At 71.5% G+C, this 19,934-nt stretch carries 18 protein-coding genes; 9 read left to right on the top strand and 9 right to left on the bottom strand.

Annotated elements, in window-relative coordinates:
• Positions 1-15 precede the first annotated feature (15 nt).
• The 3 genes from ACIBI9_RS05955 to ACIBI9_RS05945 all read left to right on the top strand — a co-directional run bounded on the left by ACIBI9_RS05955 (position 16) and on the right by ACIBI9_RS05945 (position 2,747).
• Positions 16-1,461 (top strand): amino acid permease, encoded by a 1,446-nt coding sequence (locus tag ACIBI9_RS05955; RefSeq protein ID WP_397220791.1) that lies wholly within the window; start codon positions 16-18, stop codon positions 1,459-1,461.
• A 4-nt stretch (positions 1,462-1,465) separates the two neighbouring features.
• Positions 1,466-2,227, top strand: a complete 762-nt coding sequence (locus ACIBI9_RS05950) for a cyclase family protein (protein ID WP_397220790.1) — start codon at positions 1,466-1,468, stop codon at positions 2,225-2,227.
• Positions 2,228-2,297: 70 nt separating this feature from the next.
• Positions 2,298-2,747, top strand: a complete 450-nt coding sequence (locus tag ACIBI9_RS05945) for an Lrp/AsnC family transcriptional regulator (protein WP_397220789.1) — start codon at positions 2,298-2,300, stop codon at positions 2,745-2,747.
• On the opposite strand, the gene ACIBI9_RS05940 is transcribed toward ACIBI9_RS05945, so the two are convergent.
• Together ACIBI9_RS05940 and ACIBI9_RS05935 are read right to left on the bottom strand one after the other, a co-directional pair.
• Positions 2,734-4,146 carry an aldehyde dehydrogenase family protein gene (locus ACIBI9_RS05940; protein ID WP_397220788.1) on the bottom strand — a complete coding sequence of 471 codons (1,413 nt, stop codon included), beginning with the start codon at positions 4,144-4,146 and terminating at the stop codon, positions 2,734-2,736. The genes ACIBI9_RS05945 and ACIBI9_RS05940 overlap by 14 nt on opposite strands.
• Positions 4,139-5,191 (bottom strand): homoserine dehydrogenase, encoded by a 1,053-nt coding sequence (locus ACIBI9_RS05935; RefSeq protein WP_397220787.1) that lies wholly within the window; start codon positions 5,189-5,191, stop codon positions 4,139-4,141. The genes ACIBI9_RS05940 and ACIBI9_RS05935 overlap by 8 nt, the downstream gene beginning before the upstream one ends.
• Before the next feature lie 152 nt (positions 5,192-5,343).
• Here ACIBI9_RS05935 and ACIBI9_RS05930 point away from each other — a divergent pair, with 152 nt between their 5' ends.
• Positions 5,344-6,114 (top strand): IclR family transcriptional regulator C-terminal domain-containing protein, encoded by a 771-nt coding sequence (locus ACIBI9_RS05930; protein WP_397220786.1) that lies wholly within the window; start codon positions 5,344-5,346, stop codon positions 6,112-6,114.
• Here ACIBI9_RS05930 and ACIBI9_RS05925 read toward each other — a convergent pair.
• Genes ACIBI9_RS05925 through ACIBI9_RS05905 form a run of 5 tightly spaced genes read right to left on the bottom strand, consistent with a single transcriptional unit; the run spans position 6,104 to position 10,977 of the window.
• Positions 6,104-7,210 (bottom strand): Gfo/Idh/MocA family protein, encoded by a 1,107-nt coding sequence (locus tag ACIBI9_RS05925; protein WP_397220785.1) that lies wholly within the window; start codon positions 7,208-7,210, stop codon positions 6,104-6,106. The two genes, ACIBI9_RS05930 and ACIBI9_RS05925, sit on opposite strands and share 11 nt — an antisense overlap.
• On the bottom strand, positions 7,207-7,986 hold the full coding sequence (locus tag ACIBI9_RS05920; RefSeq protein WP_394492744.1) for a ThuA domain-containing protein: 780 nt from the start codon (positions 7,984-7,986) through the stop codon (positions 7,207-7,209). The genes ACIBI9_RS05925 and ACIBI9_RS05920 overlap by 4 nt, the downstream gene beginning before the upstream one ends.
• 13 nt (positions 7,987-7,999) lie before the next feature.
• Positions 8,000-8,809, bottom strand: coding sequence for a carbohydrate ABC transporter permease (locus ACIBI9_RS05915; protein WP_397220784.1), 810 nt, complete (start codon positions 8,807-8,809; stop codon positions 8,000-8,002).
• On the bottom strand, positions 8,806-9,750 hold the full coding sequence (locus tag ACIBI9_RS05910) for a carbohydrate ABC transporter permease (RefSeq protein ID WP_397220783.1): 945 nt from the start codon (positions 9,748-9,750) through the stop codon (positions 8,806-8,808). Before ACIBI9_RS05910 ends, ACIBI9_RS05915 begins: the two co-directional genes overlap by 4 nt.
• A gap of 9 nt (positions 9,751-9,759) precedes the next feature.
• Positions 9,760-10,977, bottom strand: coding sequence for an extracellular solute-binding protein (locus tag ACIBI9_RS05905; RefSeq protein ID WP_397220782.1), 1,218 nt, complete (start codon positions 10,975-10,977; stop codon positions 9,760-9,762).
• A 254-nt stretch (positions 10,978-11,231) separates the two neighbouring features.
• Between ACIBI9_RS05905 and ACIBI9_RS05900 the strand changes: the two genes are divergently transcribed.
• From ACIBI9_RS05900 to ACIBI9_RS05885, 4 genes are all read left to right on the top strand, one after another.
• Positions 11,232-12,242: a LacI family DNA-binding transcriptional regulator gene (locus ACIBI9_RS05900; protein WP_397220781.1), complete on the top strand. Its 1,011-nt coding sequence runs from the start codon at positions 11,232-11,234 to the stop codon at positions 12,240-12,242.
• Between the two features lie 80 nt (positions 12,243-12,322).
• Positions 12,323-13,324, top strand: coding sequence for a LacI family DNA-binding transcriptional regulator (locus ACIBI9_RS05895; RefSeq protein WP_397220780.1), 1,002 nt, complete (start codon positions 12,323-12,325; stop codon positions 13,322-13,324).
• A 19-nt stretch (positions 13,325-13,343) separates the two neighbouring features.
• Positions 13,344-15,170, top strand: coding sequence for a glycoside hydrolase family 127 protein (locus ACIBI9_RS05890; RefSeq protein ID WP_397220779.1), 1,827 nt, complete (start codon positions 13,344-13,346; stop codon positions 15,168-15,170).
• A gap of 72 nt (positions 15,171-15,242) precedes the next feature.
• Positions 15,243-16,628 carry an MFS transporter gene (locus tag ACIBI9_RS05885; RefSeq protein ID WP_397220778.1) on the top strand — a complete coding sequence of 462 codons (1,386 nt, stop codon included), beginning with the start codon at positions 15,243-15,245 and terminating at the stop codon, positions 16,626-16,628.
• Here ACIBI9_RS05885 and ACIBI9_RS05880 read toward each other — a convergent pair.
• A complete protein-coding gene (locus ACIBI9_RS05880; RefSeq protein WP_397220777.1) occupies positions 16,603-17,886 on the bottom strand; it encodes a ferritin-like protein in 1,284 nt (427 codons plus the stop codon). The two genes, ACIBI9_RS05885 and ACIBI9_RS05880, sit on opposite strands and share 26 nt — an antisense overlap.
• A 124-nt stretch (positions 17,887-18,010) precedes the next feature.
• On the bottom strand, positions 18,011-18,883 hold the full coding sequence (locus tag ACIBI9_RS05875) for a LysR family transcriptional regulator (RefSeq protein WP_397220776.1): 873 nt from the start codon (positions 18,881-18,883) through the stop codon (positions 18,011-18,013).
• A gap of 96 nt (positions 18,884-18,979) precedes the next feature.
• Here ACIBI9_RS05875 and ACIBI9_RS05870 point away from each other — a divergent pair, with 96 nt between their 5' ends.
• Entirely contained in the window at positions 18,980-19,918 is a 939-nt protein-coding gene (locus ACIBI9_RS05870) for a zinc-binding alcohol dehydrogenase family protein (protein WP_397220775.1), read from the top strand.
• The last annotated feature ends 16 nt before the right edge of the window (positions 19,919-19,934 follow it).

Raw genomic sequence — 19,934 nt, 5'->3', positions numbered from 1 at the left:
CTTGAGGACACTGTCATGGCCATATCACCACCCACCTCGGAGCCCACGGCCGATCACCCGCCCCAGGGCTCGCTGCGCCGTTCGATGACCACCCGCCACCTCGTGATGATCGCGATGGGCGGCGTCATCGGCTCCGGCCTGTTCCTCAGCTCCGGCTACACCGTCTCGCAGGCCGGCCCGCTCGGCGCGGTGCTCGCGTACCTGGTCGGCGCCTTCGTCGTCTACCTCGTCATGACCTGCCTGGGCGAGCTCGCCGTCGCCCACCCCGTCTCGGGCGCCTTCCACGTCTACGCCTCCCGCGCGATCAACCCGGCGACCGGTTTCACCACCGCCTGGCTGTACTGGCTGACGTGGGCGGTCGCCCTGGGCTCGGAGTTCACCGCCTGCGGGCTGCTGATGCAGCGCTGGTTCCCCTCGGTCAGCGTCTGGGTGTGGTGCGCCGTCTTCGCCGCGGTCGTCTTCGCCGTCAACGCCGTCTCCGCCCGCGTCTTCGGCGAGACCGAGTACTGGTTCTCTCTCATCAAGATCATCGCGGTGGTCGCGCTCATCGTGCTCGGCGGAGCCGCCCTGGCCGGGTTCCACCCGCTCGCGGACGGCTCCCAGGCGTTCCCGTCCCTGCTGCAGAACTTCGACACGCCGCAGGGCCTGTTCCCCCACGCCGCCTCCGGCATCCTGGTCACCATCCTCGCCGCCTTCTACGCCTTCTCCGGCTGCGAGCTCATCGGGGTCGCCGCCGGCGAGACCGACGACCCGGCGACCGCGATCCCCAAGGCGCTGCGGGTGACGGTCTTCCGGCTGCTGGTCTTCTTCGTCGGCTCGATCACCGTGATCGCCGCGATGATCCCGTACGACCAGGTCGGGCTCGACCAGAGCCCCTTCGTCACCGTCTTCTCCGCCATCGGCATCCCCTACGCGCCCGACGTCATGAACTTCGTGATCATCACGGCGCTGCTGTCGGCCGGGAACAGCGGGCTGTACTCCTGCGCCCGCATGCTGTTCTCGCTCGCCGAGGAGGGCCAGGCCCCTCGGGCGCTGCGCCGCCTGAACAAGCGCGGGATCCCCATGGCCGCGCTCGCGGTCAGCATGCTGGGCGGCATCGCCTCCCTGCTCACCAGCGTGATCGCGGCCCAGACCGTCTACCTCGCGCTGGTGTCGATCGCGGGCTTCGCCGTGGTGGGCGTGTGGATGTCCATCGCGGCCTCGCAGTTCTTCCACCGGCGCAAGTTCCTCAAGGCCGGCGGGGACGTGAGGACCCTGGCCTACCGCACGCCCTTCTACCCGGTCGTGCCGGTCCTGGCGTTCGGGTTGTGCGCGGTCTCGCTGGTCGGCGTGGCACTGGACCCGGCCCAGGTCGCCGCCTTGTACTTCGGCGTCCCATTCGTGGCGATCTGCTACTTGTATTACCACCTGCGACACGGCCGCCGTACGCGTCCCGCCCCCGCCCAGACGAAGGAGAACTGAGCTCATGGACAGCACCGTCGAACCCCCTCTGTGGTCGGCCTACCGCGAGCTCACCGCGAAGGCGACCTGCGTGGACCTCACCCACGCCTTCCACGCCGGGCAGCCGCACTTCGCCGCGTTCCCGGACGAGCGCCGCGAGAAGGTCTTCGACATGGATCGCGGGGACGGCTTCAACGTCCACCTGTACACGCACGTCGGGCAGTGGGGCACGCACGTCGACCCGCCCGTGCACTTCGTGGCCGGCGCGCGGACCGTCGACGAGATCCCGGTGGAGGAGATGATCCTGCCGCTGGTGGTGCTCGACATCACCGCGCGGGTGGAGACCGACCCGGACGCCACCCCGACGATGGAGGACGTCGCGGCGTGGGAGCGGCGCAACGGGAAGATCCCCGCGGGGGCGTTCGTGGCGCTGCGGACCGGTTGGGGCCGGCGCTGGCCGGACCGGGACGCGATGGCCAACAAGGACGCGGCGGGGGTCAGCCACACCCCCGGCTGGTCGGCCGAGGTGCTGCGGTACCTGTTCGAGCAGGCCGGAGTCACCGCGATCGGCCATGAGCAGACCGACACCGATCCGGGATCGGCCACGTCCGCGGGCGACTTCAGCCTGGAGCTGTACGTCCTGGCGCGGGACCGGTGGCAGATCGAGCTGATGGCCGGCCTCGACCAGGTGCCCGAGACGGGCGCGCTGATCGTGGCGACCTGGCCCAAGCCCCAGGGCGGATCCGGGTTCCCGGCCCGCGTGTTCGCCCTGTGCCCGACCGACTGAGAGCGCGCGTGGCAGCCCCGGCGGACGCCTGCCCGCCGGGGCTTTCACGACGTGGGAAACGGATGCCGCAATGGATCGGCCAGGCCCCCTCGACGCGATCGACGAGAAGATCATCGCCGAGCTCACCCGCAACGCCCGCCTCTCCCACGCGGAGCTCGGGCAGCGGGTCCTGCTGTCGCGCAACGCCGTACGGCAGCGGATCGACCGGCTGGAACGCCGGGGACACATCCGCGGATACACGCTCGTACGCGGGGACGACGGCAACGAGGACGTCGCCTCGGCGCTCGTCCTGGTCTACCGGCAGGACCGGATGCGCGGCGGCGACGTGCTGGCCGCGCTCAGGCGCATCCCGGAGGTCGTCATCTGCGACGTCCTCAGCGGGGAGTTCGACCTCATGGTGCGCGTCGAAGCCGCCACGCTGGAACGCGTCAAGGGCATCTGGGAACAGATCGCCCAGATGCCCGGCGTACGCGACACCGTGACGGCGCTCACCCTGTCGCAGGTGGTCAACCGCCGTTGATGCACACGACCTTCGGCTGCGTCATCTCCTCGAACGCGAAGCGCACGCCCTCGCGGCCCATGCTGCCGTACTTGAACCCGCCGAACGGCATGGCGTCGAGCCGGTAGTCGGAGGAGTCGTTGACCATGACCCCGCCCGCTTCCAGCAGCCGGGCCGCCGTCATGGCGTGATCGAGGCTGGCGGTGAAGACCCCGGCGTGGAGGCTGTAGTCGATCTCGTTGGCGCGCGCCAGCGCCTCCTCGAAGGTGTCGAACGGCTGCAGCACCACGAGCGGCGCGAACGCCTCCTGCTGCCAGAGCGCGCTGCCGGCCGGGACGTTCTCCAGCACCGTCGGGCTGTAGAGTCCGCCGTCGAGCCCGTTGCCGCACAGCAGCACCGCGCCCCGCGCGACGGCCTCCTCGGCCTTGCTCCTGGCGGCCAGCGCCGCGGCAGGAGTGATCATGGGGCCGACGTCCGTGCGCTCGTCGCCGGGGTCGCCCGTGATCAGCCGCTCGGCCCTGGCGACGAACGCGGCGCGGAACTCCGCGTACACCTCGCGGGCGACCAGGACGCGCTGGGTGCCGACGCAGTTCTGGCCCGCGGCCCAGAACGCGCCGGAGACGCAGGCGTCCACCGCGCGCGGGAGGTCGGCGTCGGCCAGGACCAGGACGGGTGCGTTGCCACCGAGGTCCATGGCGAGCTTCTTCAGCCCGGCCGAGCGCGCGATGGCCTCGCCGGTGGCGAAACCGCCGGTGAAGGAGACCATGCGCACCTCAGGGGAGGCGACGATCGCGGCGCCGAGGGCGGCGTCGCCGTTGACGACGGTGACCGCCTCCTCGGGCAGGCCCGCCTCGACGAGGGTGTCGGCCAGCCGCAGCGCGGACAGCGGCGTCAGCTCGGACGGTTTGAGCACGACCGCGTTGCCCCCGGCGACGGCGGGGCCGAGCTTGTGCGCGACGAGGTTGAGGGGGTCGTTGTACGGGGTGATCGCGGCGATGATGCCCAGGGGCTCGCGGGTGAACCAGCCCTGGCGGCCCTCGGACCCCTCGAAGGAGTCGAAGGGCAGCACCTCCCCGGCGTTGCGGCGGGCCTCGGCGGCCGACAGGGCCAGGGTGTTCACCGCGCGGGCGGTCTCCTTCCTGGCCTGCCTGACGGTCTTGCCCGCCTCGGCCACGATCAGCCGGGCGAAGGACTCGCTCCGCTCGGCGACCAGGCGGGCCGCGCCGTCCAGCACGGCGGCGCGTGCTGCCCGCGACATGGCCTGGGCGGTGACGCGCCCGCGGCGGGCGCGGGCCATGACCTCGCCGACGGCGTCCGCGGGAGTGTTGCGGACCGATCCGATGATCTCCCCCGTGTACGGGTCGCGCACGGCGATGAAGCCGGTGCCGGCACGGGGAGCGGTGAGGATGCTGTCAGCCATGGAGGGACTCCTCGAGAACGGCGTGACGCTGGTGGATGGCGATGATGTCGGACAGCAGCGCGTAGGCGGTCTCCACGCGCCCGGCGCCGGGTCCGGAGACGGTGACGGCGCCGAGCAGGTCGGTGTGGAAGGACACCGCGTTCGCCGGGCCGCTGACCGAGGCCAGCGGATGTTCCACCGGCAGCGCGACCGGCGCCACCCGCGCGTCGACGGTGCCGTCCTCGCGCAGGGCGGCCGAGCCCACCAGCTTCCAGCGCAGGCCCCGCGCGGCGGCATCGCGCATGTCCGCCGGGGTGAGCCGCGCGATGCCCCGCACGGAGACGTCGTCGCGGCGCAGGCCGGCGCCCAGGACCTCGTTCGCGAGGATCATGACCTTGAGCTGGACGTCGAAGCCCTCGACGTCGGCGGTGGGGTCGGCCTCGGCGTAGCCCAGGGCCTGGGCTTCCTTGACGGCCTCGGGGAAGTCCACGCCGTCTTCCAGCCGGCCCAGGATGTAGTTCGAGGTGCCGTTCATGATGCCCTCGACGCCGCTGATCCGCAGGCCCGCGAGCAGCCGCCGCGCCGTGCGCAGGACCGGGGTCCCGCTGAGCACCGAGCCCTCGCACTCGAAGCTGACGCCGTGCTCGGCGGCGAGCCGCCGCAGGGCGCGCCCGTGCAGCGCCACCGGGCCCTTGTTGGTGGTGCACACGTGCTTGCCGGCCTCCAGCGCCCAGCGCACGTGGGAGAGCGCCGGCTCGCCGTCGGCGGGGTTGGTGAACGTGGCCTCGGCGACGATGTCGCACGGCACGCCGCGGATCACCTGCTCGGTACGCGGATCGGCGCTGCCGCCGGGCAGCCCGGCGAAGGCCGGCTCGCCGGCGAGCAGCGGGGCCAGGTCGATGCCGTCGGCGCGCACCAGCGAGCCGGCCCGCAGATCGCTGATGGCGACCACCCGCAGGGCGAATCCCAGCTCCGCGGCCAGCTCGTCGCCGCGTCCGGCGATCAGTTGGGCGAGCGCCCGGTTGACGCCACCGAATCCGATCAGGGCGAGGTCGTATCGGGTCATCGGCTTCTCCTTCGCGTTGTGACCGCGCCCAGCCTCGCCCGCGCGGGCGTCACCGCGACCATGCCGAAATGACCGCCGATGCTGCCGATCCGCACCGCCCCGCGGGCGGTTGTCCTGCGGCCGGCCCGCGATCACCTCGCTATAGTGCGGATGTGACAGCGAACCCGCCGCAGACCGCCTCGGCCTCCTCGCTGCGCACGGCCCTGCGCATCGTCAACACGGTCCTGGAACGGGAGACCTCCGGCCGGTCCGGGTTCAACGTCGCCAGGCTCGCCCACGAGGTCGGCATCGACCCCAGCAAGGCCTCCCGGATCACCCAGGAGCTGTGCGACCGGGGCCTGCTCGAACGCCGCGAGGATGCCACGTTGCGCGTCGCGGCCGAGTTCTTCGCCCTGGCCCGCGCCCTCGACCACGGGCTGCTCGGCGGCAGCCGCCCGATCCTGCGCCGGCTGGCGATCGAGCACGGCGCGAGCGCCCGCCTGTCCGTGCGCGACGGCGTGCTCGTCCGGCTGCTGCGCGCGGAGTCGGCGCCCGAGCAGTGGCCCGCCCGGACCAGCCTGGTCACCCCCTGCTGGTGCACCGGCGCCGGGCGCGCCCTGCTCCTGGACCACACGCGCGACGAGATCGCGGCCCTGCTCGCCGACTACGAGCTGATCGGGGTGGGCGGCCCGAACGCCGCCCACTCGGCCGAGGAGCTGGTCGCGGCCAACGACCGCGACCGGCCGGACGGCATGGTGGCCGCCCACGGCGAGTTCGAGCACGGCATCACCGAGTACGCCGTCCCCGTGCGCGACGGCGGCGGCCGGATCTGCGCCTCCGTCGCGCTCCTCGGCCGGCAGCCCGACCTGATGCCGCGCGCGGAGACGATCCGCGCGGGCCTCACCGCCGCTGCCGCCGCGCTGGAGGAGCTCGTCAGCTCGTGACGGCCCGCTGTCTCGGCAGCGCCGCCGTCGCCGTTCCCCAGGACTCGAGCCGCGTCCGGATCTCCTCGCGTACGGGGTGGGACAGCGCTTCGTGGTAGGCCCGGTCCAGCAGCGCGTCGATCTCGACGCGTTGACCGGACTCCGCGGAGCGGACCGCCGCCTCGACCATCGCGAGGCTGCGGACGTTGCCCGCGATGGCCCCGGGCGGCTCCACCCCCGCGCGCAGCGCCGCCACGAACTCCGCGAGCGCCCCGTCGATCTGCTCGCGGGCGCCTCGCGGCACGTCCACGGCGCCGCCGGCGCTGGACGTGACGCGGTCCTCGCCGTCCCAGGTGGCGGTGCCCTTGGCGCCGCTGGCCAGCCACTCCCCGTTCCAGGACGTCTCCGCCCCCTCCGCGCACCAGCTGCCGGTGAACACGTAGCGGGTGCCCTCCTCGAACAGGAAGGTCGCCGTCGCCGCCGCGTCGCCCCGGTACCAGCTCCAGGGCGGGTTCCAGCTCTCGCAGCCGACCGAGACCGGCTCCGCGCCGAGCAGGTGGCGGGCGGCGTCGAAGGCGTGGATGGCCATGTCGACCAGCAGCGGCTGCGCCATCTCGTCGCGGAAGCCGCCGAAGCGCGGGGCGCGGAAGAACCCGGTGGTGAGCAGCCCGATCGGGCCGAGCTCGGCGATCCGGCTCCGGTACGCCTCCAGAGCGGCGAAGTACCGGCGCGACTGGCTGATCATCAGTAACCGCCCGGTCGCCTCGGCGGCGGCGGCCTGGACGAGCGCCTCGGCGAGGGTCGGCGCGGCCGGCTTCTCGCACAGCACCGGCAGCCCGGCGAACAGCGCCTCGACGTTCACCGCGGTATGGGCCTCCGGGATCGTGACGTTCACGACGGCGTCCGGCTCGGTCGCCAGGAGCTCGCCGAGCGAGGCACCGACCGCGGCGTCCACACCGACGGACCGCACGGCCTGGGCCGCCCGATCCTCGTCGAGGTCGGCCACCCCGACCAGCTCGACATCGCCGGACGCGGCCAGGGTCCGCATCCAGGCGACGCCCATCGCGCCCGCGCCGACCTGCACGACGCGGAGCGGGCGCGCGCCGAAACTGCTCACTCGGCGTGCTCCTTGTTGTGGAGGGCGCCGCGGTAGCCGTGCCCGTTGAAGAAGTCGCCCGTCTCGTAGCGGAGCAGGATCGGCAGCTCGCGCCGCGACCGGTCGCCGGCCGCCCACTCGGCGCCGTTGGCGATGACGTGCAGCACGTCCGGGTGGTGGTAGACCGGATAGTCCTGGTCGCCGGGGCTGAAGTAGAAGATCTTGCCGTTGCCGCGCCGGAAGGTGCAGCCGCTGCGGAAGACCTCGCCGCCGCTGAAGGAGCTGATGAAGATCAGCTCGTCGGGCGTGGGGATGTCGAACTGCTCGCCGTACATCTCCTGAGCGGGGATCTCGATCGGGTGCGGGATGCCGCGGGCGATGGGGTGCGTCGGGTTCACCGTCCAGACCAGCTCGCGGTCGTTCTCGCTGCGCCAGCGCAGCGTGCACGTGGTGCCCATGAGCTTGGTGAAGATCTTCGACCAGTGGCCGGAGTGCAGCACCACCAGCCCCATGCCCGACAGGACGTGCCGGTGCACCCGCTCGACCACCTCGTCGGCCACCTCGGCGTGGGCGGCGTGGCCCCACCAGATGAGCACGTCGGTGTTCGCGAGCACCTCTTCGGTCAGGCCGTGCTCGGGATCGTCCAGCGTGGCCGTGGCGACGGTCGCCTTGTCACCCAGCCAGCCTTCGATCCCCCGGCGGATGGCGTTGTGCATGCCGTCCGGGTAGATCTCGGCGACCCGGGGTTCGAGCTGCTCGTGGCGGTTCTCACCCCATACCGTGACGTGTGTCTTCACACATGTTCCTTTCTCATTTGATGGCGCCGCTGATGGCGCCGGACGCGATGTAGCGCTGGGCGAAGATCAGCAGCAGGCCCGCCGGGACGGAGGCGAGCACCGCGGTGGCCATCACGGCCGCCCAGTCCTCGCTGTTGGCGTTGATGTAGTCGTAGATGCCGAGCGTGATGGGCCGGACTTCGGGGGTGCTGGTCAGGGTGAGCGCGAAGAGGAAGTCGCTCCACGCCCTCAGGAAGGTGAAGAGCGCGGCGGTCACGAGAGCGTTCTTGCTGATCGGCACGACGATGGAGACGAAGGCCCGGAAGTTGCCCGCGCCGTCCACCAGCGCGGCCTCCACGAGCGCCCTGGGGATGGACCCCATGAACGCGCGGATGAGCAGCACCGCGAACGGGATGTCGCCGGCGGTGTTGGCGAGGATCAGGCCGAACACGTTGTTGAGCAGGTTGAGCGAGTTGAACAGGGGATAGAGCGCGTTCGCGATGACCATGGCGGGGATCATCAGCAGCACCAGCACGAACGCGTTGGCGCCGCGGCTCCGGAAGCGGGACAGGCCGTAGGCGGCGGGGGCGGCGACGAGCAGCGTCAGCACCACCGTCCCCAGGGCGATGGTCAGGCTCGTGACGAAGTTCGGGCCCTGCTCGGAGATCGCCGTCGCGTACCCGGAGAACGTCAGGTGGATGGGGAAGAAGTCCGTGGTGGCGGCTCCGGAGCTGGCCTGGAGGCTGCTGTTGACCATCCAGTAGACCGGGAAGATCATCACCGCCAGGAAGACGACGCCGAGCACGGTCATGGGCAGCCGGCGCACGGTCGATGAGGTGTTCACTCGTCGGGCTCCCGGCGTGAGAGGTAGAGGTAGACCATGGCGAAGACGAGCGACACCACGATGAGGATGTTGCTGAGCGCGGCGCCCTGCCCGAAGTCGAACTCGACGAACGACTTGTTGTAGGCGTTCGTGGCCAGCGTCTGGGTGGAGTTGGCCGGGCCGCCGCCGGTCAGGCCGAGGATGATGTCGACGACCTTGAGCGTGTAGACGACGCCGAGCACGAGGACGACGCTGACCACGGGCCGGATGCTCGGCCAGGTGATGTGCCGGAACGCCTTCCAGCCGACCGCGCCGTCCAGCGAGCCCGCCTCGTAGAGCTCCCGCGGGACTCCCTGCAGGCCGCTGTAGAGGATCGCGACGTTGAACGGGATCCCGAGCCAGATGTTCACGCCGATGACGCCGACGAGCGCGAGGCCGGGGCTGACCAGCCACGGGATCGGGTCGACGCCGAACAGGCCGAGAAACTGGTTCAGGGCGCCGCTCTCCTGGTCGAGGATCCATTTCCAGACCGCGCTGGAGGCGATCAGCGGCAGCAGCCACGGAAGCAGGAGCAGCGAGCGCAGGAAACCGCTCAGCGGGAAATTGCGTTTGAAGAACAGCGCCAGGGCGAGCCCGATCGCGAATTGGAAGGAGATCGACCCGACCGTGAACAGGGCCGTGTTCACGACGGTGGTCGTGAACAGGCTGCTCGACAGGGACTTCGCATAGTTGGCCAGGCCGACCCATGGAGCCTCTCCCGTGTAGAAGGTCGAGGTCGTGTACTCCTGGAAACTCATGACGAGGTTCTGCACGATGGGGTACCCGAAGAACACCGCCACGAAGACGACGGCCGGCAGCGAGAAAAGCCACTGCGCGCCGCTCCGGATCAGGCGGGCCGTTCTACGGTTCTCCCTTTCGAGCGACTTTCCGGTTGCGGCAAGACGAAGGTTGGCCGAGATCACGAGCCGCCCCTACTGCTGGTTCTGCGCCTGCTGCAGCGCTTCCGCGGGAGCGGCCTTGCCCGTCAGGGCGGCCTGGACGGCGGTGTAGATCTTCGTCGCCGCCTTCGGCCAGTCCGGCCCGAGAATCGCGGTGCGCGCGCGTGCGGTCTTCACCGCCGTGACGAACGGCGCGATCACCTCGCTGGTCTTGCCGAATTCCGCGCCGACGCTCAGCGTCGACGGAATGGTCTGCTCGATCTTCGCCGACTCGAGCTGCTTCTCCGGCGAGATGAGGCACTTCACGAACTCTCCGGCCTTGCCCATCTTGGTCTTGTCGCCGGTCCGCGGCACCGTGTAGACCTCACCGCCGAGCGGCGCGACCGTGGTCTGCGACGCCAGCCGCGTGGGGATCGTGAACGCCCCCCACTTCAGGCTCTTCTCCTTCTCCAGCTGGGGGATCACCCATGGACCGTTGACCGCCATGGCGGCCTTGCCGGCGACGAACTGGTTGACCACGTCGCCCTGGCCCCAGTTGATGGAGCTCTTGGAGATCGACCCGTCGTTCTGCAGGTCGACGAGGAGCTGCAGCGCCTGCGCGGTCTCGGGGGTGGCGATGTTCTGCTCCGAGCCGCCGTTGCCCCACATGAACGGCAGGAACTGCCACGAGCCCTCGTAGGTGTTGATGTTGCTCATCGCGAAGCCGTAGCGGTCCTGCTGGGTCAGCTTCTTCGCGGCAGCGCGCAGTTCGTCCCAGGTCTTGGGCGGCGCCGAGATGCCCGCGGCCGCGAACATGTCCTTGTTGTAGAAGATGGTGAGGGTGTTGACGGCCGGCGCGAGCCCGTACAGCTTGCCCTGGTAGGTGCCGGCCTTCACGACGGCCTCCACCATGCCGTCGCCGTTCAGCCCGTAGTCGGTCAGCGGCGAGAGCGCGCCGGAGGCGGCGATCTGCTGCACGTCGGGGTTGTCGAGCATCAGCACGTCAGGAAGCGTGCGCGAGGAGCTCTGCTGGAGGACTTTGGAGATCAGCCCGGCACCCGGGATGTGGTTGATCTTGATCTCGACGCCGACGCTCTTCGCGCAGGCTTTGTAGATCGCGTCGTGCGAGGGTTCGTAGTAATCCTGGACGGTCAGCGATCCGGTGTCGGAGGAGGCCGATCCGCCGCAGGCGGTCAGGGAGAGAGGGAGAAGGGCCGCTGCCGCGACAGCTACTTTGGGCGCCTTTCCGGGGCACTTTCGCGCTGTCTTCATGTGAGCTACTCCTTGGCGGCATAGGGGGGTGGTTCTTCGTAGGCCACTGGCGGATGAGTCACGGAGAGAGCCGGGGATGCGGGACGCATCGCTCTCGAGACGTGGACAACTGTCGGTAAAGCGCTTAACCGCGCTTGCTTGTGAAGTATGTTGCGCCGATCGCACTGTAATGTCAATAACTAGTTAAGCGATTTACCGAGGGAGCCGCGATAGAGTTGCTCGCGCGTCCTAACGAGGCGGGAGGCAGGCAATCCATGGTCACGATGCGCGATGTCGCCGAGCGAGCCAACGTCTCCATCGCCACGGTCTCCTTCGTCATCAACGGCACCAAGCGGGTCGCTCCGGAGACCCGGGCCCGCATCGAGGCGGCCATCCGGGAGCTCGACTACCGGCGCAACGTCGTGGCCCGCGCGCTGGCCAGCTCGCGCACGCGCATCCTCGCGCTGTTGCACCCCTACCTCGAGGCCCGGCCGATCGCCACGGCCAACCAGTTCCTCATGAGTGCCGCCCACGGCGCTCGCGAGCGGGGCTACGACCTCGTGCTGTGGCCCGTGAACGACGACGAGCAGATGTCCCACCTACTCGCCGGCGGTCTCGTCGACGGCGCGCTGCTCATGGAGGTCCAGCTCCACGACCCCCGCGTCGACCGGCTGATCGCGTCCGGGCTCCCCTTCGCGCTGATCGGCCGGACCGAGGACGAAGACCTGCCGTTCGTCGACATGGACTTCACCACCACGATCAACCAGGCCGTCGAGCACCTGCGTTCCTTCGGTCACCGGCGCATCGCGCTCGTCACCCTGCACATGAGGGCCTCGACCGGTAACGAGCCCGGCTGGATCATGCGGGTGAAGTCCGCGTACCTCGACGCGATGGAGGCTGCCGGCGAGCCCAGCACCGTCATCACCGTGGAGGGCACGTCGGCCGGGGGGCGGAAGGCGGCACGCCGGCTCAGCGAGGACTTCCCGCAGGTGACGGGCGTCGTCGTGGTGAACGAGGGCGCCTCGGCGGGGCTGGTCAAGGAGTCGCGGGCACTCGGCCGTAGCGTGCCGGACGACCTGTCGATCATCTCCGCGGCCACCACCGCCGAGCTCGGCGAGATGATCGAGCCGTCCCTGACCGTCATGACGGCGCCGGCCACGCAGCTCGGCCGCCTCGGCGTGAACGCGCTGATCGACCAGCTCGAAGGGGTCCAGGACGCCCCTCCGAACATCCTCATCCCCTGCACGCTGGTGCCGGGCCAGTCGGTCGGCCCCGCGCCCGCCTGAAAGCAGGCTGTATCCGGGCGGCGGTCAGTCACGACCCCGCCTTTGATGATTTTTTCATGACTCATGTATATATTTGCGACATGTCACGAGGAGTGAGGATCGCCGATGTCGCGCGGCTGGCCGAGGTCTCCGTCCCGACCGTGTCGCGGGTGCTCAACGGCTCCTCCGGGGTGCGGCCGGAGACCGTGGCGCGCGTCATGCGCGCCGTCAAAGAGCTGGACTACCGGCCCAAGGGCGTGGCCAGGACGCTGATCTCGGGGTCGCGGTCGATGATCGCCGTAATGGCGTCCCACCTCAACCGCTACGGGTACGCGGAGGTGCTGGCCGGCATCGAGCAGGCGGCACGCGACAACGGCTACGCGGTCACCGTCTGCGTGATCGAGTCCACAGGCAGCGAAGTGGAAGGGGCGATCCGGCGCGCGCTCAGCCAGGAGATCGCGGGGGTCATCGTGATCGACTTCGACGCCCAGGGCGAGCGGGTCATCGGCCGCATGCCGAGCTCGGTGCCGACGATCGGCGTCACCGGGTTCGACGGCCGCCCGGGGCACGTGCCGTACGCGGTGATGGACGAGCACTCCGGCGGGCGCCTGGTCACCGAGCACCTGCTCGACCTGGGGCACGGCACGGTGCACCACGTCACCGAGCCGCCGTTCGGCCGGCCGTCCGGCCGTACTGCGGGCTGGCGCGCGGCCCTGGAGGCCCGCGGGATCGAGCCGCCGCCGACCTGGACGGCGACCTTCGACCCGCAGAGCGGTTACGAGATCGGGCTGGAGCTGGCGCACCGCGACGACGTCACCGCCGTCTTCTGCGCGACCGACGTCGTCGCCGCCGCCGTGCTGCGCGCCTTCCGCGACGCCGGCGTGCCGCTTCCCGAAGGCAAGTCGGTGGCGGGGTTCGACGACCAGCCCTTCAGCCGGTTCCTCTCCCCCGCCCTGACCACGGTGGAGCAGGACTTCCAGCGCCTGGGCTGGCTGGCTTTCCGGCAGTTGCTGCACCTGCGCGACGGGCAGTCGCACCCGCCGGATCTCGTCGTCAGGCCCGCGCTCGTCGTCCGCGAGTCCTCCGCCCGCCCCCACCTCTGAAGAACCAGCCAGGAGTGCCATGTCAGCGCCACCCGTCCAGCCCTCGCACGCCCTGCTCCAGCCGCTGCCCCTCGACCGGGCCCGGCTGGAGGAGGGGTTCTGGGGACGGCTCCAGACCGTCAGCCGCTCGGCGGTCATCCCGCACGCGGTGGAGTGGATGGAGCGCCTCGGGTGGGTGGCCAACTTCGACGGGGCCGCGAGCGGCACCCGGTACGAGCACCGCGGCCGCGAGTTCGCCGACTCGGAGATCTACAAGATCATCGAGGCGATCTCCTGGGAGCGCGCGCACTCGGGCCCGAGCGCGCTCGACACGATCGCCGACGACCTGATCCGGCGGGTCGCCGCGGCGCAGGAGCCCGACGGCTACCTGCACACGCTCTTCGGCCGCCCCTGGCAGGCCCCCCGCTACAGCGACTTCACCTGGGGGCATGAGCTGTACTGTTTCGGCCACCTGATCCAGGCGGCGGTCGCGCACCACCGGGCGTACGGCACCAGGTCGCTGCTCGACGTCGCGGTCCGGCTCGCCGACCACGTCTGCGTCATGTTCGGGCCGGGCGGGCTGAACCGGGTGTGCGGGCACGCCGAGATCGAGGTCGCGCTCGTGGAGCTGTTCCGCACCACCGGGGAGCGTCGCCACCTCGACCAGGCCGCGCTGTTCATCGAGCGGCGCGGCACGGGTACGTTGCCGTTGATCGAGTTCGGGCGGGCCTTCGCGCAGGACGACCTCCCCGTCCGCGAGGCCGACGTGCTGCGCGGGCACGCCGTACGCGCGCTCTACCTGGCCGCCGGGGCGGTCGACGTCGCGGTGGAGACCGGCGACCGGGAGCTGCTGGACGCGTTGAGGACCCAGTGGGACAACACCGTCGCGCGCCGGACGTACATCACCGGCGGGATGGGCTCGCACCACATGGACGAGGCCTTCGGCGAGGACCACGTGCTGCCGCCGGACCGCTCCTACTGCGAGACCTGCGCGGGCGTCGCGTCCATCATGTTCAGCTGGCGGCTGCTGCTGGCCACCGGCGAGCCGCGCTACGCCGATCTGATCGAGCGCACCCTCCACAACATCGTCGCGACCTCGCTCGGCGAGGACGGCCGCTCGTTCTTCTACGCCAACACCCTGCACCAGCGCCACCCGAGCGACGACGTCCCGCTCAACGACGACGGCGTGTGCATCCGCGGCGGGTCCGGCCGGCGCCAGGCCTGGTACGAGGTCTCCTGCTGCCCGCCCAACCTGGCCCGCACCCTCGCCAGTCTGGGCGGGTATCTCGCCACGACCACCTCTGACGGCATCCAGATCCACCAGTACGCGTCGTCCACCATCGACGCCGTCGTGGCCGGCGGGCCGTTCGAGCTGGACGTCACGACGGACTACCCACGCGACGGCGCGGTGACGATCACCGTACGGCAGGCGCCCGCCCGGCCGGCGTCCGTCACCCTGCGCGACCCGGAGTGGTCCGCGGCCACCCGGCTCAGCCTCAACGGCGAGCCCGCACCCATGACGCTGACCAGGACCTGGCAGGTGGGCGACCGGCTGGAGCTGACCCTCGACCTGCGGCCCCGGGTCGTCCGCCCGGACCACCGCGTCGACGCCGTCCGCGGATGCGTGGCCGTCCGGCGGGGGCCGGAGGTGCTCGCCCTGGAGTCGGTCGACCTGCCGCCGTCATGGGCGCTGGAGGACGCGACGCTGCTGCCGGACACCGTCGCCGCGGAGCACGGATCCGTCGTGGCCACCGCCCGCCACCACCGGACCGGCGAGGACCGCGCCGTGCCCCTGATCCCGTACCGCTCGTGGGCCCGCCGCGGACCTTCGGCCATGCGCGTCTGGATCCCGGAGGCCCGCGGCTGATCGGACCGCGCGGCGTCTGGGCCGCAAATATCTTCAAGACCGGCGGGAGGCGCTCGGCCGATACTCGGCCGCATGATCGCCCTCGCTCCTCCTCCCGTGGCCGTCGCCCGCCGCGGCCCGATGCTGGCCGTGCTGCTCACCGGCCAGGCCATGGCGTCCATGGACGGATCGATCGTGTCGGTGGCGGCGCAGACCATCCGTGACGGGCTGCACGCCGGCAGCACCGCGATCCAGCTGGTCGTGTCGGGCTACCTGCTGACCACCGGGGTGCTCCTGGTCACCTGCGCGCGGATCGGCGACATCGTCGGGCATCGGCGCGCGTTCCTCGTCGGGCTGGGCTGGTTCACCGTGGCGTCGCTGCTGTGCGGGCTGGCCCCGAACGCGCCCCTGCTGGTGGTGACCCGCGTCGCCCAGGCCGCGGGGGCGGCGCTGCTGATGCCGCAGGTCTTCTCGCTCATCCAGCGGCACTGGGACGGACCGGCCCGCCGCCGGGCGATCGGCCTCTACAGCCTGGTGCTCGCCCTGGGAGTCGCGCTGGGGCAGGTCATCGGGGGGCTGGTCTCGGGCGCCGACCTGTTCGGCCTCTCCTGGCGCCCGGTGTTCCTGATCAACGTCCCGATCGGCGCGGTGCTGCTGGCGGTCGGCCCGCGCGTCCTGCTGGGCTCCCGCCCGGACGAGCGGGTACGCCTCGACCCGGCCGGGACCGCTCTCCTGACCGTCGCCATGAGCGCTTTCACGATGCCGCTCATCTTCGGCCGGGACCAGGGCTGGCCCGCCTGGGCGTGGGTCTCGCTCGTCTGCGGAGCCGCCCTGCTGGTGGCGTTCGTCCGCTATGAGACCCGGGCGCGGCACCCGCTCCTGGACCTGGCGGCGCTGCGGCCGCACGGGGTGAAGCCGGGGCTGGTGGCCTGCTGGATCGTCATGGGCTGCTACACCGTCTTCCTGCTCACTCTGACCCTGCACCTGCAGTCCGCGCTGCGCTTCTCGCCGCTCCAGGCGGGGCTCGCGTTCGTCCCGTACGCCGTCGGCTTCGGCGCGCTCAGCCTGACCTGGAACCGCTACCCGCGGTGGCTGCGGAACGCGCTGCCGGTGGCCGGGCCGATCGCGTTCGCGGCCGGGGCGGGCCTGCTGGTGCTCCTCCATCGCGACCAGTGGCATCCGTACGGCACCGTGCCGCTGCTGCTGCTCGCGGGGGTCGGGCACGCCGCCGGCTACAGCCCGCTGATCGCGCGGATCACGTACCTGGTGGAGCCGCGGCTCGCCTCGGCGATCTCGGCGCTCAACTCCACCGGCCCGACGCTGACCGGGGTGACGGCGGTCGCCGGGCTCGGCACCGTCTACTTCGCGGCCCCCTCCTCGGCCGAGGGTCTCGTGCGGGTCGTCGCCGCCGTCGCCGCCCTGCTCGTGGTCGGGACGGCCTGCGCGCTGCGGGTCACGCTGACCCGCCGGGGGTCGTGATCCCGGGGGCCGCCTTGGCGCGGGCGGCGTCGAGCGAGTCGGCCACCGCCGTGATCTGCTCCGTGGCGGCCGCGATCACCGGGTCGGTGGCGGCGTGGGACGTGCAGCGCTCGGCGATCTGGCGCAGCCGTTCGACCAGCACCGTCCAGGCGGCCTCGCGCCAGGGGACCACGTTGTCCATCAGGTAGTACATCTCGAAGGCCGGCCCGGCCGTGCGTCCCGGATGGGCGGGGCCGGCGGGCCGACGGCTCAGCTCGGTGCCGAGCGGCCGCAGCACGGCGGCCATCGTCGTGATCGCCGCGCCGATCAGCACGTCGAGCTCTTCCTCGCTCTCGTCGGTGTGCGTGAAGAAGCGGGTGAGCAGCCACAGGATCGCCTCGTAGGCGAGGTTGCACAGCTCGGCCAGCGCCAAGGTCCGCGGGTCGCCGATCAGCGGCTGCGGTTCACGCACGTCGAAGGGCTGGCGGGTGAAGGCGCCGAGCGCGGGGTGGGCGGGTTCGAAGGCCGGGTCGGCGGCCCGCAGCGCGTGGTACTCCTCCCAGATCTTCAGGAAGCGGCCGTAGTGGGCGTCCTGCCAGGCGCCCTGCGCTCCTTCGCCCTGCTCGATGATCTCCTCGATGGCGGCGCACGCCGACGCGAGGTCGGTCACCGCGACCATCTCGGGCCAGCGGAACAGCTCCGGCGTGGCCTGGGCCCGGGGCGAGCCGCAGAACACCTGTTCCTCGCCGTACTTGGCGACCAGCGCGGTCAGGCCGTCCTTGATGCCGCGGTAGAGGTGGCCGACCGTGGCGAACTCCTGCGCGCGGGGGAAGATCTCGCCGGACGCGATGGGCTCGGGCGGCGGATCGCAAGAGATGAATTCGGCGGCGTCGTGCCGCTCCATGCCCTCGGGCCGTTCGAGGTAGAGGAAGTGGGCCAGGGCGGCCTCGCCGAAGGGCAGCAGCCGCATCTGGATCGTGGGCGGGAACGCGCCGCAGGACTGCGGGAAGTTCGGCCTGCCGAAGGTGGGCGCGGCGCCGATGGCCGACATGAGGTTGGCCACCAGGGCGAGATGGAGCATCTCCTGTACGGCGATGCCGTGGAGCTCCTGGCGCCAGCGATCGACCGCGGCCTGCTGCTCGCCGGTGAGGCCCTCGGTCTTGAGGCTGAACTCGGCGAAGAGGTACTGGCACATGATCATGTGCTCGAGCTGCGAGGCCTGGACGAGCAGGTACCACACGTGCTCGCGGTGCTCGATGACGATGGGGGGCTCGGTCATGCTTACAGAATTACACAGGGGCCGCGCCTGTGGCAGGCCCACGCGGCAAGGGCCGCGCGGCGGCGATCACGCGGTCGCGGGCTTTGCGGCGGATCACGCGGTCGCGGGGCTTTGCCGGGGGCGGTCAGGCGGGCGCGGGCGTCCGGAGGGTGCGCAGTTCGCCGAGCAGGTCGCGGATCAGCGCCGACCCGGCCAGCTCCCTGGTGGTCACGTAGCCCACGCGGCGCAGCGGGGCGCCGTCGCCGAGCTCGGTCGTGGCCACCTTGGGCGGCGCTCCCACGGTCGACAGCCGCGGCACGATCGCCGCGCCGAGCCCGTGGCCGACCATCGACATGACCACGCCGTCATCCTCGACCGTGATGTCGCCGGGCGGGATCCACTCCTGCCTGGCCAGCCAGCGCCGGGTCTCCCCCGAGCAGTTCTCGTGCCAGTCGATCATGGGCAGCGAGCGCGGATCCGGGTGTCCGGCCGGATGGGCCAGCACGTACGGCTCGGCGTACAGCTCCTTGCTGACCAGGCCCTCCACGTACACCGGCAGCGAGACGACACCCACGTCGGCGCGCCCGTCGGCCACCTCGCCGGCGATGCCCCGGCCCAGGTCGGGCACGATGCGCACGTCCACGGTGACCCGGGGATGGCGCTGCCCGAACCGCACCAGCACCCTCGGCAGCAGGTGGAAGGCGGCGCTGCGGAAGGCGGCCAGCCGGATGGTGCCGCCGGCCTCGCCGCGGGCGGCGGTGTGCGTGTCGGTCTTCATGACCTCCATGAGCCGCAGGATCTGCCGCGCGTGGCCGACCGCCGCCTCCCCCGCCGCGGTGGCCTGGGCTCCGCCGCGCCCGCGGTGGAACAGCACGGCCCCCATCTTCCGCTCGGCGGCGCGCAGGGCGTGCGAGACGGCCGACTGGGTCAGCCCGAGCCGCGCCCCCGCCGCCGACACGCTGCCCGCGCCGTCCACGGCGACGAGCACGCGTAGTTCGGCCGCGGTCAGATCGTTCACGGCGGGCACAACGTATGAAAGACCTTCATACATTCCACGCGATCCAGAAACACCACCCGCTGGCCGGCCTTACGCGCCCCCCGTAGCGTCGGGCGCATGAAAGTGATGCGTGCTGAACGGCGTGGCGGTCCCGAGGTGCTGACCCTGGCCGAGGTGCCCGACCCGGTGCCCGGCCCCGGCGAGATCCTGGTGGACGTCGAGGCCGCCGGGCTCAATTTCGCCGACGTCAAGCGGCTCGACGGTTCCTACCTGCCGCCCGAGCTCCCTTTCGTGCCGGGCAGCGAGGTCGTGGGCCGCACCGCGGACGGCCGCCGGGTGCTCGCCCTCACCGAACGCGCCTTCGCGACGAAGGCGCTGGCCGGGGCGCCGGTGGAGATCCCCGAGGAGCTGCCCGCGGGCGCCGCGCTGGCGCTGCTGGTGCAGGGGCTGACCGCATGGCATCTCCTGCGTACGGCGGCGCGGATCACACCCGGCGAGAGCGTCGTGGTCAACTCGGCGGCCGGCGGGGTGGGCCATCTGACGGTGCAGCTCGCCAAGGAGTTCGGGGCCGGGCGGGTGATCGGCACGGCGTCCACCGGTAAGAAGCGCGAGCTGGTGCTGGGGTTCGGCGCGGACGCCGCGATCGACGGCGCCGCGGACGGCTACGCCGAGCGGGTGATCGAGGCCAACGGCGGCGCCCCGGTGGATGTGGTGCTGGATGCCGTGGGCGGGCCGGTGTTCGACGCGGCGCCCCTGGCACTGGCCCCGTTCGGACGTCTGATCACGTACGGGAGCTCGAGCGGCGAGGCGCCGAAGCCGATCGACCCCGGCTCGCTCAGCGAGCGCAACATCTCGGTGGGCGGCTACTGGCTCGGCGCCCACCTGCGCCGGCCGGGCAGCACCGCCGCCGCGCAGCTGGCCGAGCTGATCGAGCTCACCGCCGCCGGCCGGCTGCGCCCGCTGACGGGCGGCGAGTACGAGCTCGCGCAGGCCGGGCAGGCACTGGCGGACCTGGCTGCCCGCCGTACCGTCGGAAAGGTCATCCTGCGCAATTAGGTAATGATGCCGGCCG

The organism is Nonomuraea sp. NPDC050451, assembly GCF_044458585.1.
This window is presented reverse-complemented; position numbering and strand designations above follow the sequence as displayed.

What these genes read in the sequence shown, in the direction of transcription:
- ACIBI9_RS05955 (WP_397220791.1), top strand. Translation starts at nt 16, where the DNA reads ATGGCCATATCACCACCCACCTCGGAGCCCACGGCCGATCACCCGCCC.
- ACIBI9_RS05950 (WP_397220790.1), top strand. Translation starts at nt 1,466, where the DNA reads ATGGACAGCACCGTCGAACCCCCTCTGTGGTCGGCCTACCGCGAGCTC.
- ACIBI9_RS05945 (WP_397220789.1), top strand. Translation starts at nt 2,298, where the DNA reads ATGGATCGGCCAGGCCCCCTCGACGCGATCGACGAGAAGATCATCGCC.
- ACIBI9_RS05940 (WP_397220788.1), bottom strand. Translation starts at nt 4,146, where the DNA reads ATGGCTGACAGCATCCTCACCGCTCCCCGTGCCGGCACCGGCTTCATC.
- ACIBI9_RS05935 (WP_397220787.1), bottom strand. Translation starts at nt 5,191, where the DNA reads ATGACCCGATACGACCTCGCCCTGATCGGATTCGGTGGCGTCAACCGG.
- ACIBI9_RS05905 (WP_397220782.1), bottom strand. Translation starts at nt 10,977, where the DNA reads ATGAAGACAGCGCGAAAGTGCCCCGGAAAGGCGCCCAAAGTAGCTGTC.
- ACIBI9_RS05900 (WP_397220781.1), top strand. Translation starts at nt 11,232, where the DNA reads ATGGTCACGATGCGCGATGTCGCCGAGCGAGCCAACGTCTCCATCGCC.
- ACIBI9_RS05895 (WP_397220780.1), top strand. Translation starts at nt 12,323, where the DNA reads ATGTCACGAGGAGTGAGGATCGCCGATGTCGCGCGGCTGGCCGAGGTC.
- ACIBI9_RS05890 (WP_397220779.1), top strand. Translation starts at nt 13,344, where the DNA reads ATGTCAGCGCCACCCGTCCAGCCCTCGCACGCCCTGCTCCAGCCGCTG.
- ACIBI9_RS05885 (WP_397220778.1), top strand. Translation starts at nt 15,243, where the DNA reads ATGATCGCCCTCGCTCCTCCTCCCGTGGCCGTCGCCCGCCGCGGCCCG.
- ACIBI9_RS05880 (WP_397220777.1), bottom strand. Translation starts at nt 17,886, where the DNA reads ATGACCGAGCCCCCCATCGTCATCGAGCACCGCGAGCACGTGTGGTAC.
- ACIBI9_RS05870 (WP_397220775.1), top strand. Translation starts at nt 18,980, where the DNA reads ATGAAAGTGATGCGTGCTGAACGGCGTGGCGGTCCCGAGGTGCTGACC.